A 23,279-nucleotide genomic window follows, 5' to 3' on the forward strand; every position below is an offset into this window, starting at 1 on the left:
GTAAACATTTTTCTGAGAAACAATATTCAAAAAATTTTTTCAATTATGATACAGACTGTAGTAAAACGCGACGGTCGAATTGTGGGCTTTAACGAGCAGAAAGTGATGGCTGCTATCCGTAAAGCCATGATGACCACCGAAAAAGGTGAGGATGAGCGCTTGCTCAACCAAATCACCGATCATATTACCCAGAAAGGTCAGACACAGATGACTGTTGAGGCCATTCAGGATATGGTAGAGATGGAACTGATGAAGAGTGCACGCAAGGATGTGGCTCAGAAGTATATTGCCTATCGCAATCAGCGCTCAATAGCCCGTAAGGCTAAGACTCGCGAAATCTTCCTTGATATTGTCAATGTGAAGAACAACGACATCACTCGCGAGAATGCCAATATGAATGCCGATACTCCTGCCGGTATGATGATGAAGTTTGCTTCAGAGAGCACCAAGCCATTTGTTGACGACTATCTGCTGTCGCCCGAGGTTCGCGATGCTGTTGAGCACAACTATATGCACATTCACGACAAGGACTACTATCCCACTAAGTCGCTCACCTGTGTGCAGCATCCCTTGGACAATATCCTGAATTGCGGATTCATTGCCGGTCACGGTGCTTCGCGTCCTGCCAAGCGCATCGAAACCGCATCTGTTTTGGCTTGTATCTCGCTGGAATGTGCTCAAAACGAGATGCACGGCGGACAGGCTATTCCTGCTTTCGATTTCTATTTGGCTCCTTTCGTACGCCTGTCATATATTGAAGAGGTAAAATATCTGGAAGACCTTTACGGTGAAGACTTCTCTGAACTATACGACGAGCCCCTGATGGACTACCTGAAACAGCCACTCGACGGGTTGGAGGGTAAGGACCGTGTGCGCCAGCATGCCATCAACAAGACGGTGAGCCGTGTGCATCAGGCTATGGAGGCCTTCATTCACAATATGAATACCATCCACTCGCGTGGTGGCAACCAGGTGGTGTTCTCTTCTATCAACTACGGTACCGACACTTCTGCCGAGGGCCGTTGCATCATGCGCGAGATTCTGCTTTCTACCTATGAGGGCGTAGGCGGTGGCGAAACAGCCATCTTCCCTATTCAGATTTGGAAGAAAAAACGTGGTGTGAACTATCTGCCCGAGGATCGTAACTTCGACCTCTATCAGCTGGCTTGTAAGGTTACGGCCCGTCGCTTCTTCCCCAACTTCCTGAATCTCGATGCAACGTTCAATCAGAATGAAGAATGGAAGGCCGACGATCCCAAGCGCTATGTTCACGAGGTGGCAACAATGGGATGCCGCACCCGTGTGTTTGAGAATCGCTTTGGCATGAAGACCAGCATTGGACGTGGCAACCTCTCGTTCACAACCATCAACATTGTGAAACTGGCCATCGAGTGCATGGGTATTGAGGATAAGGAGCAGCGCATCGCTCAGTTCTTTGCCAAACTCGACAGTCAGCTTGAACTTGTTGCCCGTCAGCTCGACGAGCGCTTCCAGTTCCAGAAGACAGCTTTGGCCAAGCAGTTCCCATTGCTCATGAAGAGCCTGTGGATTGGTGCTGATAAGTTAGGTCCTAACGATACCATTGAGAGCGTAATCAACCAGGGCACTCTGGGCATTGGCTTCATCGGACTGGCTGAATGTCTTGTTGCCCTTATCGGTAAGCACCATGGTGAAAGTGAGGAGGCTCAGGAACTTGGCTTGAAGATTGTAACCTACATGCGCGACCGTGCCAATGAGTTCTGTGACCGTTATCATCACAACTATTCTGTACTGGCTACACCCGCTGAAGGACTTTCCGGTAAGTTCACCAAGAAAGACCGTAAGGAGTTTGGCGTCATCAAAGGTGTTACCGATCGCGACTATTACACAAACTCCAATCATGTGCCTGTTTACTATAAGTGCTCGGCCCGTCATAAGGCAGAAGTAGAGGCTCCCTATCATGATCTGACACGTGGGGGACATATCTTCTACGTGGAGATTGATGGTGATGCTACTCACAATCCACAGGTTATCATGAGCGTTGTCGATATGATGGACCGTCTGAATATGGGCTATGGTTCAGTGAACCACAACCGCAACCGCTGTATGGACTGCGGCTACGAAAATGCTCAGTCCGATTTGAAAGTTTGTCCGAAGTGCGGAAGCACAAACATCGACAAGTTGCAGCGCATCACCGGCTATCTTGTTGGAACCACCGACCGTTGGAACAGTGGTAAGCTGGCTGAGCTGAACGATCGCGTCACCCACATTGACGATGGTGAGAAGAGCTTGTTTTAATTCTTGATAGCGATATGAATCCGAGGGCGTATCACAGCGAAGTGGTACGCCCTCTTTTTGTAATACTTTAAGCACATTCCGTAAAATTATTGATGCAAATAGAAAAAAAAAGAATGTTGTAATAGCATTGATTTGACAATTATTTCCTATATTTGCAAAGTAGATACTCCTAAAACTATATAGATTTAATATAATGAATACCCAACTGAAATATGTAGGCTCCTGGCAGCATGGTTCTACTGTTTTGCAGAAGCTGGATGGGCCTATTGGTGATGGTGCGGTGTACTATCCTAATGGAGATCGCTTTAAAGGCTATTTTCACTTGAGCTATGCCCGTATTAACGGACCGGCACATGCTGCTAAGGGACGCTATGACTTTGCTGATGGCTCATACATTGAGCAAGCATGGATCCACACCTCAAAGGAGATGAACCCTGATTTCTGGGGCCTTCATGGCGTGTTCCGCATTCATCACCCCGACGGGCCTGACAGTATTGCCTTGTTCTGTCATGGTGGTCAGCGCTATGGCTTTGAATTGTTCTTGGACGAGAAAAATCCCCGAATCAAGGAATGGTATGCCGGCAAGGAGGTGGTGCGTGGCGATAGTGGTGAATCGGGGAAAGACCAGTTGGCTCTGGTGGACTTTCAGATTGATGAGACTGGTGGCACCAACTGTATGACACTCAAGCTAACGGTAAAGTTAGGCAATGACCTATATCGTGTTGAACAGATTGGCGGGCGTTACACCTTAAATAAGTACGACAATAATATCTACGAGCCCTATACGCATGTTGTCCTATGCCTTCCCAATGGTGACAGTTTGGAATACTATGGCGATGATGTGCGCAACTTCCAGCCCTACGACGGATATGTGACTGTTCACAATGCGCAGACGGGGATGTACCGTACTGAACAGTGGGAGAAAGGAAAACTGGTCGATGATCAGCAGTGGCGGCGCGACTATAATGCCTCCGTCAGTGTGATGTTGCCTGATCCTACAGGTGCTGAAGGTCAGTTGCAAGCCAATGTGTGGAAAGACAATTACATAGAGTACAGTCAAGGCGAATGGGTGTACACCGGTGAGGTGAAAGATAACCGTCCGGAGGGTAACGGCTTGCTGGTAGGTGATTACAGTCATGGCAACCGTCGCTACGAGGGTGATTTCCGTGAGGGAGTCTTTGTGAACAAGGATGTTTGCACAGAGAAAATCACCTTGCATGTCAAAAGTAGCGAAAACGGGCGATACAAAGAATATGATATGGAGGCAAAACTCGGAAAACTGGGTATTCAGGGCTTCTGGAACTATGAGATAACGAGCGTCAAGTCCGACTGTATCATCATTGAGTTCTACGAAGAGAAATACGAAGTGCGTCCCGACAAGCCCCTGCATCTCTATAAGGAGATAGAAGGCCGCGAGTGGAGTGACGGTTGTGTATATGACAGTGACGACTACACACTGGATTTAACATGGATCAGATAAACATAGAATGAGTTATGGCTAACAGAAAGCGTATTACAAATTCAAATATGGACCCCGACGGGTGGAACACCTGTGTTCTTGGCAGAAAATATTATGGCAATATCGACCCCAAAACCGAAATGCCCGATGGACTGGGTATCATGAAATTGAATTCTGACCATCTCTACGTGGGCGAGTTCCAGCAGGGCCGTCGCCATGGCCGTGGTTTCTTGCTTGGGTTGGAAGACCATTCTCATACCGAGCAATACTTTCAACGATATTCTTACGAGCAGGTGATGTCAACGGCCGAGTTCGACTCCTGCGGTCGTGTGGTTCATACTGGGCCAAGTGGTGAGTGGAAAACGGAGCTTGTGGAGGATTTCCGTTACGTGAAGGAACAGGACGGATTGTGGGAAAATGATGCTCTGGTAAGTGAGATTGACGATAGCATACTAAAGCAGCAGCCGTGGACCGACTATGAGCTTATAAGTAGTGGAATCGGTTATCACGATAAGGCTAAGATGGAATATACCTATCAGACGCCGCTGTCTTCGCTGGAACCAGGAGGCGTACTGAACGTGAATCGCTCTCCCTACTTCGTAACTTCCTATGGCGACGATGGTCTGTTGGTACTCACCAATTCAGATAAGCAGATGCCTTTCATCCTGAAAATGGATGGTAAGCCCTATTTCAGTTCTTTCATAAAGGATAATCATTTGCCTTGCCATTTCTTTGCTTTGAACAAGTTGGGCAACGACTACGTGCTTCGTCCAGAGCTCTGCGTTCCTCAGAAGAATAATACGGTTCTTCCGTCGCTCAAACCCTTCTGGAAAGAAGCCGGATGGACAGACCAGTCAGACGAGGAGCGGATACTTACTGTCAAACTGAAAGATCTTGATGAGGCGTTGAAGCATTGCAATCTCTGTCGCGATACGCTCACCGTGCTTTATCCCGACAAGTCCGACTACTGGTTCAAAAGCTCAGCCGAACTGATGTGGAATTTCGGTATCAAAGAAAAGGTGGAGAGCAACATCGAACGGCATGGAGGCTACATGATTGATGAGTGGCAGTTTGTAGATGAACGGCAATCGCCCATGGACCTGCGTTCAAAAGTGAAATTTACTCCTGAGTAGAAAGAAAAAGTAAGAGCGGTGACCTCATGGCCACCGCTCTTACTTTTGTTTAGTTTCTTCTTATTTCACTTCCCAGATATCGTTTGTTTCCAGGAGTTCCTCAAAATTATGGTATTTCTTCTGGGCAGATACCTCTTCCAACTGTGCATATACGGCCTCGTTGTAAGTGGGTGCCTCCACATCACGAATCACACCGAGAGCGATGGGGAATCCGTCGCCATTGCCCATGAGGGCCAGCTTCAGCTGCAGGGTGTTGTCCTCGCAGTGGGCATCGTGCACCAGAATGTCATCGATGGTGTAGCCATCCTTACCAATCTCTACCACCTTCAGACCGAAGCCCTGCTGTACCAGTCCGAACTCGTTGTTCTCGCCGAACACCAGTTTCTCACCGTGCTTCACGTAGATAGCATTCTTCTTACGACCCTCGTTGTTATATACCGCATCGTGGCAGTGGTCGTTGAAGATCACGCAGTTCTGCAACACCTCAGTCACCGAAGCACCTTTGTGCTCATAGGCGGCCTTCAGCACCTCTACACTGCCTTTGGCATCGGTAGCCACACAACGGGCAAAGAAATGACCGCGTGCACCGAAACACAGCTCAGCAGGACGGAACGGATCCTCAACCGTGCCGTAAGGGCTTGACTTCGACACGAAACCACGGGGTGAGGTGGGTGAGTACTGTCCTTTGGTGAGGCCATAAATGCGGTTGTTCAACAGGATCATGTTCAGGTCGATATTACGACGGTTGGCATGAATGAAGTGGTTACCACCGATAGCCAGTCCGTCGCCGTCGCCGCTCACCTGCCATACGGTCAGATTAGGATTAGCCACCTTTGCACCGGTAGCAATGGCGGCAGCACGTCCATGGATGGTGTTCATGCCATAGGTTGCCATGTAGTGGGGCAGACGGCTGGAACAGCCGATACCGCTGATTACGGCAACGTTCTCGGGGGCTACGCCAATCTCGGCCATAGCCTTATGAAGTGAGGCCAGGAAGAAGTGGTCGCCACAACCTGGGCACCAACGAGGCTGACCTTTCTTAAAATCAACAGCACTGTAATTACTCATAATACTTTATTTTTTTAAACAACGGATTTAACGGATTTGACGGATTATCTATCTTATAGGAAAACGTTCTTTTTCAAGAGATGACTGTCCAAAGTTGATAAGGAGTGATAGTTGATATCCGGCAATCTTTGCATAGTTAATGGCCTGTGACCGGTGTACGTCATCCAACTCCTTTACGGCTTTTAACTCCACAATAATTTTATCATAGCAAATAAAATCGGGAATAAATGTTCCTTGTAACACAACACCCTTGTAAACAGCATGAATTTCCTTTTCTCGGCTAAATGGTATTCCACGTTCGGCAAACTCAATAGCCAAGGCCTCTTGATATACTTTTTCAGTAAAGCCGGGCCCAAGGATGCTATGTACTTTCATTGCCGCTCCAATAATCTGATATGTTTCCTCTTCAAATCTCAGCATTATAGAATAATCCGTTTAATCCGTTCAATCCGTTGTTGTTTTAAATTATTTCTTGTTAATGATCTCAGTAAACGCATTGACGAGTTCCTCGACTACGAAGGGTTGGCCCTTCACCTGGTTGAACTGGTAGGGTACGAAGTTGTCGATCTTCATGCGCAGGTAGGCAGCCAGCTGACCCATGTTCTGTTCGGCCACTACCACTTTCTTGTACTTCTTCAGCACCTCGGCAGTGTTTTTAGGCAGCGGGTTCAGGTACTTGAAGTGAGCCTGTGCCACTTTGTGTCCCTGAGCGCGAAGCTCGTCCATGGCAGAGTGCAGGTGTCCGTAGGTAGAACCGAAGCCCACGATGAGCAGGTCGGCATCGTCCTTGTCGCCTTCCACCTCAAGGTCGGGTACCTGGATGTTAGCCACTTTCTGCTGGCGCAGACGGGTCATCAGGTCGTGGTTCTCAGGGTTGGTAGAGATAGCACCCGTCTCAGAGTCCTTCTCCAGTCCGCCGAGAATGTGGGTGAAGCCTTCACGACCGGGAACAGCCCAATAGCGGGTGCCGTTCTCAGCACGCATATAAGGTGTCCACTTGCCTTTCAGTTCCTCGGGCACGTATGGAGGATTGATGCTGTCGAGCTTGGCCATCTCGGGCAGTTTGAAGGCACCAGAGCCGTTGGCCACGTAGGCATCGGTGAGCAGCACAACGGGAGTCATGTGCTCAAGGGCTATCTTGGCAGCCTGGAAGGCGGCGTCGAAACAGTCGGCAGGACTGGTAGCAGCCAGCACGGGCATGGGGCTTTCACCGTTACGGCCGAAAAGCACCTGCAGCAAGTCGGTCTGTTCACTCTTGGTGGGCAGACCGGTGGCAGGACCGCCACGCTGCACGTCGAGTACCACCAGAGGCAGCTCCATGATCACGGCCAGGTTCATCACCTCACTCTTCAGACAAATGCCGGGGCCAGAGGTAGATGTTACGCCCAGTGCACCGGCAAACGAAGCTCCCAGGGCAGAGGCTGCACCCGAAATCTCGTCCTCGCACTGTACGGTGATAACACCCATCGACTTGTGCTTGGACAGTTCATGGAGCACGTCGGTGGCGGGAGTGATAGGATAAGAACCCAGGTAAAGTTTCAGTCCGGCCTTCTCGGCAGCAGCCATAAAGCCATAGGCAGTGGCCTTGTTGCCGGTGATGTCCATATAGCGTCCGGGCACCTTGTCTTTTGTTTCAATACGATACACGTTGATGGCTGATGAATGGGTGTTGTGACCGTAGTCCCAACCAGCCTGAATCACCTTGATGTTGGCCTCGGCAATAGCGGGTTTCTTGGCAAACTTCTCGCGCAGGAAATTAGCCACGAGGTTCAGGTCGCGGTCAAACAGCCAGCACACCAGACCCAGGGCAAACATGTTGCGGCATTTCAGCATGGCTTTGTTGTCCATGCCGCTGTCGGCCAGCGCATCCTTTACCATGGTGGTGAGCGGACATTGGATCACACGGTCGGGATCAATGTTCATCTCGCCCAGATAGTCCTCTGTCTTGAACTGTGCTTTCTCCAAATCCTTCGGACCGAACGAGTCGGTGTCGATGATGATGGTGGCACCTGGCTTGGCATAGCGATACTGAGTTTTCAGTGCAGCAGCGTTCATAGCCACCAGCACGTCGCACTTGTCGCCAGGGGTGTAAACCTTTCCTTCGCCAATGTGCACCTGAAAACCACTCACACCCGTCAGCGAACCTTGCGGGGCGCGAATATCAGCAGGATAGTCTGGGAATGTTGAGATACCGTTACCTACCGTAGCCGAGACGGTAGAAAAGATGTTTCCGGCCAGCTGCATGCCGTCACCGGAGTCTCCTGAAAAACGTACAACCACTTGGTCGAGGCTTTTCACTTCTAATTTTTCAGCCATTACAGTTAGTTATATATTTAAAACAATCGAAATTTCTGATTACGAGGTGCAAAGTTCGTAAACTTTGTTGAGATTACAAAACATTTTACAATAAAAAGCACAAAATACTTTCAAAATGTAAGCAAAATCAAGAAAAATACAAACATTTTGATGTTTTATGCGTAAAAAAGAAAAGTTTTTGCTATGAAAAAAACTATTTTTCTATGCGCTCTCACACTTCACCATGGGTGATAAGTCAAACAATACCACTTTGCCTGCCTTGAGCGATGCAGGTACATCCACAAGGCGCTGATTGCGCGAACCGCGGAAACAGAGCGACTCGTCGCGTTCTGCCTTGAGGAAAGGACCATCCACCAGCACGTCGATATACTCCAGCAGCGCCCGCTGGCGGGGATTGGTGATCAGCACTTCAAACGTGAAGCCCGTATAGCACCAAATATTCTTTGTGGTACGTTCCTTGATGGTGCGTGCCAGTTCGGCGAATCCCTCTGGCTGATACATCGGGTCACCGCCCGAGAAGGTCACATCGGCATAGGGATCGGCCTCGATGATTCGCATGATGTCTTCGGTAGTCATTGCATGACCGCCCTCAAAATCCCACGATTGCGGGTTATGACAGCCAGGACAGTTGTGGCGACAGCCGGCACAATAGATGGACGTGCGAAACCCGGGTCCATCTACCATAGTATCTTCCACTATGTCAAGTATCTGCAACATGCCTTTCCTTTTGCTTTAGAATATTTTTTTTTGACATGCAAAGTTACATTCTTTTTCCTTTCGTTTGTCTCTTTTCGTTGTTAATTAACGAACTTTTAAAACTTATCTTTTAGTTTTGCATATCCTCCTCCTTGAAAAAGCTGCGCGAAACGATTTGCTGCTGAGCAGCTGGGTGGACAGAAATTAGAATAATTATTATAATTAATCCAAGAAGATATTTTCGAACACGGATTTCAAGGATGAAACGGATTTTTTGAAAAGATTTTCTCTTTAGATTTTTCGTTCGATTTTAAGCGAAGCGCCCCAAAAAAATTGGTCGTCGTATCACTTCTCAAAGTCTGGTGAAAAATCTAAAAAGAAGATCTTTTCCGCTGTTTTACTGACGATTTTTTGTTTCTGATGGTATTTTAAAAAGTAAATAAATATACTGCTTGGGAATGCATATTTATAGCGTTAACCCTCGTGAGAATCGCATGGAATTCACCAACTCCTACTTCGGACTTATATATGCAAAATATGAGCAAGGTGGTTTTGAGATAGGAATAGCTACGTAATCTATTGATTATTAAATAGTTGTTGTGTGTTGGCTTTTTCGGTTGCGATCACCGTTCTATTGCATTGCGATCACCATTCTATTGCATTGTAACCACCATTCTATTGCATTGCAACCACCATTCTATTACATTGCAACTGCCATTCTATTGCATTGCAACTACCATTCAGTTAGGATGAAACCTCTAAACGGTTAGGATGAAACTTCTAAACAGTTAGGATGAAATCTAAAAATCTAACGGTGATTGACGAATTGGATTCTAAAAAGGTAGAGTGTGCTGGCAAATCAACACGATTATTTCATTATAAATGTGCTGTATAGCAGTTTTTCTACAATGAACAATCTTTTTTGAAGCCTCTCTCCGTTCTAGATTGCGTTTTTTTGTTGCACAAATTTCCGGGAGTAAAAGTGAATGGATATGCAAGAAAAAGCCCCACAAAAACTCTTGGTCGTCGTTCCACTCCTCAAAATCTACCGAAAAATCTAATAAGAAAATCTTTTCCAAAAATTATTTTATTTCCCAATGTCCAGTCTTGTTACTGCCTACACGGACTATAAGTCCCAATTCCTTCAGCTTGGATATATAAGTCTTGGTCTGGCGTTCCGATAGACCAACTTGTTCACTTATCTCGGCAACATTAAAACCACGATTGGCCATGATGACTTCAAGTACTGCAATAGCTTTTTCAGACAATTCCGGGTATTTATCGTGCAGCTTATCGTGCAGTTTATCGTGCAGTTTATCGTGCAATGGTACACCCTGATGTGACTTTAATGTTTTGTATATCTCATTCAGCATAAAGTCTATAAAAGGGCCAGACTGGCCAGCATCGCTACTGGCGGTAATAGCATCGTAGTATTGCTGCTGATTACTATAAACCATGTTCTCTACAGGCAGGTGTTCAAACAGCGGATGCAGCTTTCCCAATATGAGCGACTGCCATAATCTTCCTGTTCTACCATTACCATCAATAAACGGATGAATAAACTCAAACTCGTAGTGGAACACACAACTGCGAATCAGCAGATGGTCCTTTGAATGTTTCAACCAGTCAAAGAGATCCTTCATCAGCATAGGTACTTGATGAGCTGGTGGCGCTAAATGTACCAATCCTTTTTCACCATACACTCCAACGCCTCCACGTCGGTATTGACCAGCATCTTCCACCAGTGCCTGCATCATTACACTGTGTGCTTTCAGAAGGTCTTTTTCCTTAAACGCATCAAGTGTGGGGTACATCTCATAGGTCTTGATGGCATTCTTCACCTCCTGTATTTGACGAATAGGAGCCACGACATTCTTTCCGTCAATGATATCACGCACTGAGTCCTCGCTCAGAGTATTACCTTCTATGGCGAGAGACGAATGGATGGTCTTAATACGGTTGGCTTTTCTCAACCGCAGTCCGTCTTCCTGTTCCATGCGGATAGCATAGCGCTCAATCTGAGCAGAAATCTCAGCTATCAGGTTGATGGCATCTGAGCTAATAGTGAATGGTGGTATATACATATTATTATTCAAAAACTAGGCAGTCCGTTTGTCAGCCTCCGTTTCATGCTTTATGTCATTGTTATTGCTGCAAAGTTAGTAATTTGTTTTCAATTACATAGATAGATTTGAGAAATAAATAATATTTTGGGTCACCTGCAGACTCCTGTGTACTATTAACCAAACCCAGACAAAAAGAAAAACAGGAAAAAGATTTTAAAAACAGATTTTTCGGCAGATTTTAAGCGTAGCGCCCAAAAATTCTTGGTCGTCGTTTCACTCCTCAAAATCTACCGAAAAATCTAATAAGAAAATCTTTGCTGCTAAGCAGCTGGTCGGAAAGAAATTGGAATAATTAGAATAATTGATCCAAGAAGATATTATCGAACACGGATTTCACAGAACTGACGGATAATTTGTGTTCGAAATAATCCGTTCAATCCCTGAAATCCGTTGTCGTAAAAAAAGTTCCGTTCCTGATAGACGACGAGACGGACACCTTCTGGTTCTCGTTTGCCGTAGGCTCCATCGGCGGACTACTGTTCTCATTGGTGGGCTTGGTGTTTGTAACGCCTATATTCCTTATGCTCAGACCTTCACTCCCCTACAGTCCTCGTGTTCAGACCCCCAGCCCCCTAACTTAGGGGGCGAAGAAGACTTAGGAAACGATTATAGCTTCTCGCCGTAGCACAGGTCGCCGCAGTCGCCAAAGCCGGGGACAATATATTTATTCTCGTTCATGCCCGGATCAATAGCGGCACACCATATATGACTGTCATCGGGCACTGCCTTCTTCACCACGTCAATGCCCTCGGGAGTGGCTATCACGCAGCAGATATGAATATGCTTGGGCTTACCGGTCTTCTCTAATGCCTCTATGCTGGCAGCCATCGAACCGCCTGTGGCCAGCATGGGGTCAACAATGATCAATGTCTTGCCCTTTACCGAAGGCGATGCCATATACTCCGTGTGCACGCCCACCTCGGTATGTTCGCGGTTGGTGTACATGCGATAGGCCGACACAAAGGCATTCTCGGCCTTGTCGAACACATGCAGGAATCCCTGATGGAAGGGCAGTCCGGCGCGCAGCACCGTGGCAATGATCATGTCTTCTTTAGGCAAGTTGATGTCGAGCGTACCCAATGGGGTGGTTACCGTCTTAGGCTTGTACTCCAAAGTTTTTGACAGTTCATAGGCCATCATCTCACCGATGCGCTCAATGTTGTTGCGAAACAGTAGGCGGTTGCGTTGATGGTTCTTGTCGCGCAGTTCCGACATGTACTGATTGATCACGGTATTCTGTTCCGAGAAATTAATGATTTCCATAGTCTTCGTTTTTATTATTGTTGTTAGGATGTTCCTGTCGTGCCAGTCGCTGATAGGTGGAGGGCGTCATGCCCACAATGCTCTTGAACGTCTGGATAAAGTTGGTTTGCGACTTATAACCCACCGACTCTGCAATGGCCTGAATGGTCAGGTTGCCATAGTTCTCTTTGTCGGCCAGGCGTTTCGAGGCCAGCTGGATTCTGTATTTGTTGAGCAGGGCCTTGAAATTAAGATGGTAATGGTCGTTGATGACCCACGATACGTATTTTGCATTTGAATCGACCAAGGTACAAAGAGTTGAGAGGTCGAAGTCGGCATTGCAGATAGTATCGTCGTTGTTCATCACCTGCGTGATGGCCATAAGCAGTTGCTGGTGTTGCTCTGTGGGCAGGTGCTCGCCTTCTGTACCTTTGCAGGTTTCTTTATTCTGTCGGATAGATTCCTTGTTCTTCTCCACAAGCACCTCATAGGCTGCCCTGAGCGAGCGGTTGCGCCTCACCAGTATGATGGCCATGATGATGACAGCCACCAAGAGAACCACAATGATACCTATCACAAGCAGTTGCTGGGTGATTCGACCGTTGAGCAGTGATATCTGTTCGGCCTTCATCTCTTCCTCGAAAGTAGAAAGTCCTTCTTTGGCGCGGTTGAAGTCCTGAGTGTTGAACACCGACTCGTCCAGTTTTCGCATCTGTTCTTGGTAGTAGGCTGCCTGCTGCATTTTGCCCAGTCGTCTATATACATTGGCCAAATGCTCGTAGGCTCTTGAAGCTCCTTTCATATCGCCCACCTCGATCACCATTTCCAGCATCTCCCTGTAGAGTGACACCGTCAGCGAATCGTTGTCCATATTCTCGGCCGAACCGGCCATCTGTCCTATTTCAGACGCTTCATAGACCAGTCCCATGTTTTGCCGTTTTGCATATTCACGGGCCTGTTTGGCGAAATTGAAGGCTTGTTTCCATTGATGTTCGGCAGCCGCTATTTTTCCTCGGTTAGAGAGCAGAAAGAAATGCTGCCTCACGGAGTCCTTCATGGGGTGGCGTTCCTGCAGGGCGAGATAGTGTTTGGCCGAGTCAACACGTCCCAGCATACAGCTGGTCATGGTCAGGTTTGAGTAGCAGCGTGCCGTCATGTCGGCATCGTGCAGCCTTAGCGCCTGTTTCAGACAGAGCCGGAAATAGTGGTGCGCCCTGTCGTAGTCCTTAAACACGCCATAGATGCCGGCTATGTTGGCCAGTCCCGTCATATAGGTTACGGGATTTCCCTCTTTCTTTGCCTGCCGTAGTGTGCGGGTGGCATAGTCCAAGGCTTCAACCAGTCGGTCGTCCTGATAGCATTCTCGTGATAGCGCCAGCAGACTGTCGGCCGGAATATCTCCTGCCTCGGCCATTATCGGACATGCCCATAGCCATATAATGGAAAAGTATCGGAAAACGTCATATTTATTCATAACAATGGCCAAAATTACGAAAAATTCTGTGAATTCTTATTATTTTCTTATTAAATTCATGAAAAGTGAAATATTTTGTGGGCAAAAAACGATTATTTTTAAGGAAAATAGAATTACTTTTGCGCCGATTATTTTCAGTAGTATCGTTTTAAACAATTATTTACATTTATGGTAAAAAGACTCTACCTACTTTCACTCATGTGTCTTTTTGTGGTTATTGCTTCTGCGCAATCCTCTTCCACAATCGTTGCTAATCCTGCAGATGGCTCGACCGTTGAGTCTCTTTCGTCAGTAGTTCTCACTTTTCCCGATGCAAGTATGGTTGATGTCGGTTCAGCCACCAATGTAACCATCACCTCCGACAAGGGATATTCGGCAGGATGCTCATTAGAGTATGGTGATGCCGACAATCAGATGGTGGTGACGTTTACCGAAGTAACTGCCGAGGCAGTCTATACCATTTCTTTCCCCGCCAACGCATTAACAGCCGATAATATACCCGTAGAAGCTTTCAGTCTTACCTATCAGATTGGTGCACAGGTAGTCGAAGGACTTGTGCTCACTCCTGCTGCCGGCACCGTGACCTGGCTCAGCGATATCACCGTGACAGCTGCTGCAGCTCCTACAAAGAGCCTTTATTCTAATTATAATGCAGTGGAAAAGCCTTCGCTCAAAGGTCCTGATGGCAAGGAAGTCATTGTTGACGGCAATTCCGTTTACGATTCGTCACTGGGCTATAGCGTCTATCATTTCTCTCCCCGCCTGCTGATTACCACTCCGGGCGAATACACCCTTACCATTCCCGATGACTATTTCTATTATCAGGATGATAACTGGAACAATGTTTATCAGCCTGGCGTTACTGCCGTGTTCAATGTGACCGTAGGCCAGCCGGAAGTGTTCACCTCTGTACCCTCAAAGGATACACCCGTGAGTCAGTTCCAGAAACTCACCATCACCTTCCCCAATGCAACAACCGTTGTGGGTAATTCGTCTGCCAGCATCGTTCTGTATCAGAATGCCGAGACATGGAAGGGTAGTGGATCACTGAGTTATAACTTCACTTATGAGGGTAACACCATGACCTACAGCGTGTATTCGCCTATTATCGATGCCGGTCACTACACAATGAACTTCCCCGAAGGCTGTCTGCTGCTTGACGATCAGCCCAACGCTCCCTTCATGGTTGAATTTGATATTGTAGAGCCCGATCCTCTCAATATGGTGGTTACGCCTTCACAGGATGCCAGCGTAGAAGGTATTCTGAACAGCGCCGTCATCACCTTCCCTGATGATGAGAATGTGAGCTATAATCCCGGAACCATCTCGCTCTACCGTCTCAATGGCAGCAGTGAGCTGACGGTTGGTTCAGCCTATGGAGAGACCACAACCATTCGTCAGGACGATGGCAAGACCTTTAAGGTGAATTTCAACGGTATTGCCGTGGAGAACGGTACTTACAAGATTTATATTCCTAAGAATACCTTTGCTGCCGGTGGCCGCTATAATGCCGAAACCTCGCTGACCTTCAGCTATACAGCTCCAGAGCCTGCCACCTTTACCGTATCGCCTGTGGCTGGAAGCGAGCTCGACCGCATTCAGAATTTCAGTCTTACCTTTGCCGGCGATGAGGAGGTAACGGTCAATTCTTCTCTGAATGCTAATATCCTGCTCTACAAAGGCATTCCTCATAAGAATGAGTATGGCTATCTGACGGGTGGCACCCAGTTGAGCAGCGTGGCCCTGTCTGCTGTTCAGAAGACAGAAGGCAAGAAAGGTGAGTTCACCTTCTCGTTCCCCGTTCCCGGCATCGAGAAAGACGACTACGCACTGATAGTCCCTCCTGGCATCTTCCTGGTAGGCAACAAGACCTTCAATGCCACCGATACCATTGTTTATCAGGCAACAGGTAATGGTCTCGACAAAGTGGTTGCTGAGCCCAGCCAGCCTGTTCACTCACTGAAGAATATTTCGCTGACCTTTGTGAACGAGACTTCTGTGGTGTTCCAGACCTCATGGGCAAGTGTGACGCTGTATATGGTAAATCCCGATGCCAGCTACGATACCTACAAGGAGAGTATCAATGCCAATGAGACCACCTATGCCGGACTGGCCACTATCGATGCCAATCAGCCCAACAAGATCAACATGGAGCTGCTGAACGAATATACCGAAGAGGGTGAATACTATATTTCGCTGACCTCCTATTATCTGTTCATGAGCGATGGCGTAACCCCCAACACGGTCAACAAGTTCACCTTCAAAGTTGATCCTTCAGTGCCCACAGGCGTAGAGGAAGTGAAGAGCGGCATTGAGACAAACCAACGTGTCTATACCATCAACGGCATGGAGGTGAAGGAGATGAATCGTCCCGGTCTCTATATCAAGGGCGGAAAGAAAGTTATTAAGAGGTAATTGATTGAAACAGAGATAACAACAGAGTAAAATGAGACGTATTCTTTTTACTGCATTACTATCCGGAATGCTGTCGGCAGTCTATGCCGACGGCATTCTGTCGTCTATACAAAAAGTTCAGTTGCTGAACAAGCCGCGTAAGGTGGCCTACGACCGTACGATGAACAACGGACAACATCTGCGTATCTATAATATCCAGGATGGCGGATTCGTTATGACACAGGGGCAGCAGATCTTAGGCTATAGTGATACCGGCACATTCCGTCAGGAGGATGCTCCCCCTGCCTTGCTCGATCTGTTGCAGGCATTGCAAGACAACTCGTCGATAGTCACCGATGAGGCTCTCCAGCAGGAGTCCGCAACTTCGTTCAAGCCCTTGCTGGGCGATATAGCCTGGAATCAGGATTCACCCTATAACGACCTTTGTCCGCAATATGATATGGCCACGAAGTGTCCCACTGGATGTGTGGCCACGGCGATGGCTCAGCTGATGTATTACCACAAGTGGCCGGAACAGGGCAAGGGCCAGCACAGTTACCAGCCAGCCATCATGAGCGGCAACACTCTTGAGGCCGATTTCGCCTCTACCACCTATCAGTGGGAGGCCATGCTGCCCAACTATGCTTCGGCAACCATTCCTGCTGCAGGCTATACCATGGAGCAGTGCCGCTTGGCAGTAGCCACGCTGATGCTGCACTGCGGAATTGCTGTCGATATGTTCTACTATTCACAGAGTGGAGCCGTTGATTATGATGTTCCACCTGCCTTGATTTCCTATTTCCAATACGATCACAGCATGGCCTATCGCAAACGTGAACACTATAGCACGGCCGACTGGCTGCAGATTATCCGCAACGAGATAGCCGAAGGCCGACCCGTATTGGCTTACGGTCGTTCGGCAACAGGTGGTCATGCCTATGTGTTTGACGGTATGGACAGTCAGGGCTTCATTCATGTCAACTGGGGATGGGGCGGTATGAGCAATGGCTTTTTCCGTACCTCTGCCCTTACTCCTGCTTCTCAGGGAATAGACGGTAGCGATGGCGGCTTTAACTATTCGCAGAGTATCATCACGGGTATCCGTCCTTGTGATGGTGTTGAGCGCGATGAGCATGTGGAACTGACTTCCACCGAAGGACTGGTGGCCGGTAAGACCAAGATAGCCCAGAACAGTGCAGTGAACATTCGCCTCTCTGGAAAGGTGACGAATCACGGATGGCATGAGAGCACTTTCGACTATGCTCTGTTGCTGCTTGGCGAAGAGGGCGATACGGTGAGCATTATCCCTGGTCCTGCCAGTCAGACACTGGCAAAGGACGATACCGGTTATGCCCCATCCTTCGGCGTTGTCAATTTAGGAACTCTTCCTATAGGTCAATATACCCTGTATCCTGTTTGTCGAGTGACAGGCGGAAAAGATTGTTGGATTCGAATCCGCGACAGCTATATAGGTTATGTCAACCGACTGGATATTACGGCAACAGAAACTGAATTAATCTTCCATCAACCTGACTATTTTCAACTGAAAGCCACTGACCTGTCCTTGCCGAAACATATCTATAGTGGTGTGCCGGCCCTTATCTCAACTGTAGTGACCAACGAAGGCGATGTGGAATATCATGGCGAGGTAAAGGCACAATTGCGACAGGGTAGCAATATCGTTGGCTCAACCTCCAATTATATTGTTGATCTGCTGCCCGGCGAGTCAACACAGCTGAACTTTGTAGATAAGTTTGCTGTGCCGGCAGGAAGCTACACCCTCTGTCTGGTGGATGACGATGGCGTAGTCATCAGCTCGCGTATGGAAACGACCGTAGCCCCCAAACCATCAATGGGGCAGGTGGTGGCAGCAGATGCTATCACCATCGACAAAGCTGGTTTTGAAGAGTTCCAGGCAACGGCTACCGTTACCGTTGAGGATGGCTTCTTTGCAGGCTTACTCTATACCTTTATCTATACGAAAGAAGGACATAAGGAAGTGGGCTGCCTGTTCCCGGAATATGTGTCACTTGATGGTTCCGAGCAGAAAATAACCATGAGCGGAGCATTCGAGAATGGTCAGCCCGGTAAGTACTATCAGGCAGAACTGGCTGTCTATGACGGTTCATCCTATATTTTCCTGACGGGTGAACACGCCAAGAAAGAGTTCTTCTTTGATCCGAATCATTCTTTTACCGGCATCCGAACAGCCTCGTTTGCAGGAAAAGACTCACCTTCAGTGGCCTACGACCTGCAAGGACGTCCGACGGATAGCAATGCCTCGCGCGCTATTATAATAATAGGTGGAAAGAAAATCGTCAATTCAAAATAAAAAACTACATAACAACACAACAATGAAAAATCGTCTATTCAATTTTGCAGTGGCATGCCTGTTGGCATTGGGAGTGAATGCCCAGCCATTTCCTGTTCAGCAACCGGGAAAACTGCTGGCACTTCCCCAACTGCATCAGAACAGTTTAAATCAACCCGCTAAACGACTTGTTGCTGCGAAGCCCCATCAGCCACAGGTGACGCTGACCACACCCCTCTCTGCACAGAAGGCCTTGCGCCGTATTGCCGATGCCGATGCTTCCCTGTTTGAGGGTCGCACCGTCTATGGCGCTATGGTGAACAGCGACCGCTGGGCCAATATGGGCATCACCGAGGTGCCTTACGGCATCCATTCATTTAAGATGGGCAGCAGTGAGGCGCCCGTAGCTCATCTGACAGACATGATCTATAATTTCATGTCGGGAGCATGGGGACGCGACCGCCACTATGGTATTGTGCCCCTGAATGTGCTGGGCACGGTGAATGGTGCCCGTTATATCACCCTGAACACTCGCGACTGGGTAGAGGAGAAGAATGTGATGTGGAGCACTGAATACGGTACTTACTCACTCATAGCCTCTACCATGGCCTACGACCCTACAAGCGATGAATTCTACGGTTTTCAGTATAAAGAAGACCTTTCAGGACTGAACTGGGTGAAACTGAACCAGCAGACCGACCGCATGGAACAGGTGGCACAGTATCGTGGAAAAACGGCTGTGCTCACACTGGCTGCCACACCCGATGGTCAGATGTATTATATTGATGCCGATGGCGACCTCTATACTGTCAACAAGCAGAACGGTCGCGGTTCGCTGGTAGGAAACACCGGTGTGACGCCTTCCGCCTACAATCAGGCCATGGTCTTTGACGGCAAGACGGGAACCTTCCTGTGGGCTGCTCAGGGCAATGAGGGAAGTGTGCTCTACAGCGTTGATCCTGCAACGGCCGAGGCCAAGCGCGTGATGCGCTTCCAGCACAACGAGCAGTTTGTATCGCTCTATATCACCGATACCGAAGCACCTTCAGCTGCTCCTGCTGCTGTGGGCCGTCCGCAACTGAAGGCAGAAAGCAATGGCTCGCTGAAGGGTAAGATAACTTTCACAGTTCCCTCACGCACTTTTGGCGGCGAGACACTCTCAGGCAATGTGAATCTGAACGTATGGCTGGATGGCGAAAACCTGAAAGGCGAGGAAGTGGCTGCTGGCACCAGCATGACCATACCTGTTGAAACCACCGAAGGTAATCACTATATTGCTATTACCACCGACAACGGGGCCGGTTTCTCTCCCCTTCGCTATATCTATCAGTACATGGGCTACGACACGCCCGTGGCTGTGAGCAGTGTGACCTTTGAACTGCAGGACGACCTCAACGTGATCAGTTGGAAAGCCCCGACAACTGGTGTGAACGCAGGCTATATTGATGCCGCCGGCATGACCTACGACATTGTACGCATGCCCGACAGCGTGACAGTGGCCACCGGACTCACCACACTTTCCTACAGTGAGCCCACTCCCAATGCCATGCACTCATACAGTTATAGGGTGATAGCCAACAACCATGAGCATCGCTCACAATACACCGAGTCAAACCGCATACTCTGTGGCAAATCGTTTACCGTACCCTACAACCAACTGTTTGAAGATCCTACCACCCTGAAGGAATATTTCACAATAGTCGATAACGATGGCGACGGCAATACCTGGCGTCAGGGCTATACCACTGAGGTGCGCATGGACTATATGAAGCAGAACGATGCCGACGACTGGCTCATCTCGCCTCCTATCCAGATGGAGAAAGGCATGAAGTATCGTTTTGCCATGAACATGAAGATTTTTACCAAGAACTATCCAGAGGATTTTGAGATTTTGATAGGTACCGATGCCACTGATCTCTCAACGTTCAAACTGCTGAAGCGTGAAGAAGGATTCACCGAGATAGCCAGCGAGTATGCCGACTATACCACCGACTTCCTGGTGGACGAGTCGGCCGACTACCGTATGGCTGTGCGCTACTGCTCAAAGAAGAATTCGGCCGCCTCGCTGATGATGATTCATAACTTTGCCGTGACGGCCATCGGCAATTCGGGTGCTCCTGCACAGCCAGCCGACTTCACCATTACTCCCGATGCCGACGGTGCCTTGAAAACAACCGTCAGCATGAAGGCCCCTGCGCTGAACCTGATGGACGAGACCATCACCACACTGACCGCCATCAACCTCTATCGTGACGGCGGAACAGAGCCTATCCACACCTTCAACGCTCCTCAGCCTGGCGAACAACTGTCGTTCACCGACGAACAGGTGCCTTCAGTGGGCCTCCACACCTATAGCGCTGTGGCCTACAGCGAGGCTGGTACAGGCGAACCCGTGAGTGCCGAACAGTTCATCGGTATCTATACCGCTCCCTATTCTGAAGACTTTGAAGACCGCCGCTATGCCAACCTGTGGACCACTGAGGCCGATTTCACCGACGATAATAATGGATGGTATGGATGGAAGTGGACCGACAACGACAATACCTATGGTCGTTTCATGAGCCTTTACTACTATCTGATGAGCGATACGCCCACCACCATCTGGCTCTATTCACCCAAGTTGAAGATGGAGGACGATGCCGTATATACCATCAACTTTGATGCTCAGATGAACTACAGTGCCTATCCCGACATGACGTTCGACCTGTATCAGGGTACAGAAGCATCGGCCGACGGCATGAACACACTGGTAGCCAATCTGCCTTCAACCGACTATACGCTCACTACCAAGGAATTGCTGCTGGTGAACAATAAGGCTGGTAAGTACTATCTGGGCATCAAGGCTTATGGCGAGAAGAAAGCTGACTATTTCAATGTGAGTCTGGACAACTTCAAACTGACTTACCGCACATCGGCTTTTGCTCCTTATCAGATGACCAACTATACGGCTGTGGCCGATCCTACGGCCGAACTGAAGGCAACGCTCGCATTCGATGTTCCCGCTGTCAACTACTATCAGCAGGCCCTCGATGCCAGCAAGAACCTGACAGTGAAGATATACCGTGGACAGAATGCTACCATGCCTGTTGAAACGCTGAGCGTGAAGCCTGGCGAGCATGTTTCATGGACAGACGGACAGGCACTGCATGGACTGAACTATTACACTGTGACTTGCGAAAACGAGTTCGGACGTGGCGAAACACTGCGCGACACCATCTTCGTGGGGCGTGACGTGCCTGCTCTTGTAGAAAACTTCGTTGTTCGTGGCTCTGCCGACAACAAGGATGCTGTCATCACTTGGAACATCCCCTCTGAAGGTGCCAACGGCGGAGTGGTACTGAAGGATGAGACCACCTATAGCGTTTACGACTACAACCCTCAGACGGGCGAACTGAAACTGATAGCTGAAAAGATAAACACCACCAGTTATACCGTGGAACGCCCACAACAGACCGAACAGCAGATGTGCTACTATGCCGTGACTGCCTCGAATACTGAAGGCGAGGGCGCAGCCATTGCTGCAAGCATCGTGCTGGGCCAACTCTACAGTCTGCCTTTCAAAGAGTCATTTGCCGGTGGTACTATCTCTACCCAGCTGTGGCAGGCCATTCCTATGGTACAGGGTGCCACTTCGTGCGGACTTGACAATCCTAACGGCAGTTATAACCAATGCACAGCAGCACAGGACAACGACGGCGGATGCGTGTATTTCTATAACGGATACCAGTATGAGACACCCGCTGGCGCTCTGCTGGTGACACCGAAGGTGAAACTGTCGGCCTCTACAGGCAATGAACTGCATTTCTGGGCATACCACTTCAAAGAGGTCTATTCATCGCCTGCTTTCATCCAGGTGGCCATTTCCGGAAACGATTCTCAATTTGCCAATATCAGCAACGCTCAGTTCGAAATAGGCGAATCCATCGAAGCAGGATGGAAGGAACATGTGGTGAACTTAGACCGTTACCGCAATGCCGACTTTGTGAGTGTGGCACTGATGGGTATCACCAATGGCTATCAGGACGTGATCTATGCCGACAATATTTCTATCATCAATACCAGTGATACAGGTGTCAACGATGTGCGCTCGACAGGCAGCACCGCTGCACAGGATTGCTTCGACCTGCAAGGCCGTAAGGTTAATCCTGCGAAATATCATGGCGTAGTAGTAAGGAATGGTAAGAAGATGGTGCTGAGATAAACCATCGCTGATTAGTTCGTGTTTTTTGAATACCACCGCTTGGTCGCAGAATGGCCAAGCGGTGGTATTGTTTGTAAATATATGCATTTTCTGAGTGCATATTTATTACGTTAATACGCGTGAGAATCGCGTGGAATTCACCAACTCCTCCTTCGGACTTCTCTGTGCGAAATATGAGCAATTTCCGAGTGTGTTGCGATTCAGACGCAACACTTTGAATACCAGTCGTTTGCGAAATTGATGCTCAAAAAAGCGCCTTTTCATCGAAAAAAGCTCACGGATATTGGCTGCAATTGAACGGTAGTTATACCGCAACTGAATAAATTCAATACTGCAACCACCATTCTGTTATGTTGCAATTACCATTCAGTTATGTTGCAATTACCATTCAGTTGCAGTATAATATTTAAAGAATTGCGGTATAATACTCGTTCAGTTGCGATAAAACAGCCATTTTTGTAGTAAAGAAGGTAATTTTTCGTTGCCTCTCCGTTCTAGTTTGCGATTTTTGTTTGTCTTGATTTTCGAAAATTAGAGTGAATGGATATGCAAGAAATGGCTGATTTTTTAAAATATTTTTAA

The 23,279-nt window shown here is 48.3% G+C and carries 13 protein-coding genes; 6 read left to right on the forward strand and 7 right to left on the reverse strand.

What is annotated here, in order from left to right; translation table 11 throughout:
* Positions 1–45: 45 nt before the first annotated feature.
* The 3 genes from L6475_RS01360 to L6475_RS01370 all read left to right on the forward strand — a co-directional run bounded on the left by L6475_RS01360 (position 46) and on the right by L6475_RS01370 (position 4,869).
* Positions 46–2,277, forward strand: a complete 2,232-nt coding sequence (locus L6475_RS01360; RefSeq protein WP_237821768.1) for an anaerobic ribonucleoside triphosphate reductase — start codon at positions 46–48, stop codon at positions 2,275–2,277.
* A gap of 193 nt (positions 2,278–2,470) precedes the next feature.
* Positions 2,471–3,757: a hypothetical protein gene (locus L6475_RS01365; protein WP_237821770.1), complete on the forward strand. Its 1,287-nt coding sequence runs from the start codon at positions 2,471–2,473 to the stop codon at positions 3,755–3,757.
* A gap of 14 nt (positions 3,758–3,771) precedes the next feature.
* The gene (locus L6475_RS01370) at positions 3,772–4,869 is read left to right on the forward strand and encodes a hypothetical protein (RefSeq protein WP_237821773.1); all 1,098 of its coding nucleotides are present in this window, start codon (positions 3,772–3,774) and stop codon (positions 4,867–4,869) included.
* Positions 4,870–4,929: 60 nt separating this feature from the next.
* Here L6475_RS01370 and L6475_RS01375 read toward each other — a convergent pair whose 3' ends face one another.
* The 7 genes from L6475_RS01375 to L6475_RS01405 form a co-directional block, all read right to left on the reverse strand.
* Entirely contained in the window at positions 4,930–5,937 is a 1,008-nt protein-coding gene (locus L6475_RS01375; RefSeq protein ID WP_237821775.1) for a 2-oxoacid:ferredoxin oxidoreductase subunit beta, read from the reverse strand.
* Between the two features lie 48 nt (positions 5,938–5,985).
* Positions 5,986–6,357, reverse strand: a complete 372-nt coding sequence (locus L6475_RS01380) for a GxxExxY protein (RefSeq protein WP_237821777.1) — start codon at positions 6,355–6,357, stop codon at positions 5,986–5,988.
* A 45-nt stretch (positions 6,358–6,402) separates the two neighbouring features.
* Complete coding sequence (locus L6475_RS01385) at positions 6,403–8,253, reverse strand: 2-oxoacid:acceptor oxidoreductase subunit alpha (protein ID WP_237821778.1); 1,851 nt, start codon at positions 8,251–8,253, stop codon at positions 6,403–6,405.
* 201 nt (positions 8,254–8,454) lie between these two features.
* Complete coding sequence (gene nrdG / locus L6475_RS01390; RefSeq protein WP_237821780.1) at positions 8,455–8,970, reverse strand: anaerobic ribonucleoside-triphosphate reductase activating protein; 516 nt, start codon at positions 8,968–8,970, stop codon at positions 8,455–8,457.
* Positions 8,971–10,031: 1,061 nt separating this feature from the next.
* Complete coding sequence (locus L6475_RS01395; protein WP_237821782.1) at positions 10,032–11,033, reverse strand: Fic family protein; 1,002 nt, start codon at positions 11,031–11,033, stop codon at positions 10,032–10,034.
* Positions 11,034–11,681: 648 nt separating this feature from the next.
* Positions 11,682–12,338, reverse strand: a complete 657-nt coding sequence (gene upp / locus L6475_RS01400) for a uracil phosphoribosyltransferase (RefSeq protein ID WP_237821784.1) — start codon at positions 12,336–12,338, stop codon at positions 11,682–11,684.
* Positions 12,325–13,731 (reverse strand): helix-turn-helix transcriptional regulator, encoded by a 1,407-nt coding sequence (locus tag L6475_RS01405; protein WP_237821785.1) that lies wholly within the window; start codon positions 13,729–13,731, stop codon positions 12,325–12,327. Before L6475_RS01405 ends, upp begins: the two co-directional genes overlap by 14 nt.
* A gap of 228 nt (positions 13,732–13,959) precedes the next feature.
* Between L6475_RS01405 and L6475_RS01410 the strand changes: the two genes are divergently transcribed.
* Genes L6475_RS01410 through L6475_RS01420 form a run of 3 tightly spaced genes read left to right on the forward strand, consistent with a single transcriptional unit; the run spans position 13,960 to position 22,697 of the window.
* Positions 13,960–16,206: a hypothetical protein gene (locus L6475_RS01410; protein ID WP_237821787.1), complete on the forward strand. Its 2,247-nt coding sequence runs from the start codon at positions 13,960–13,962 to the stop codon at positions 16,204–16,206.
* 31 nt (positions 16,207–16,237) lie between these two features.
* On the forward strand, positions 16,238–18,517 hold the full coding sequence (locus L6475_RS01415; protein WP_237821789.1) for a C10 family peptidase: 2,280 nt from the start codon (positions 16,238–16,240) through the stop codon (positions 18,515–18,517).
* A 22-nt stretch (positions 18,518–18,539) separates the two neighbouring features.
* Positions 18,540–22,697, forward strand: a complete 4,158-nt coding sequence (locus tag L6475_RS01420; protein ID WP_237821790.1) for a choice-of-anchor J domain-containing protein — start codon at positions 18,540–18,542, stop codon at positions 22,695–22,697.
* The last annotated feature ends 582 nt before the right edge of the window (positions 22,698–23,279 follow it).

Origin of the sequence: Prevotella sp. E9-3, assembly GCF_022024015.1 — a bacterium.
Lineage (GTDB): Bacteria > Bacteroidota > Bacteroidia > Bacteroidales > Bacteroidaceae > Prevotella.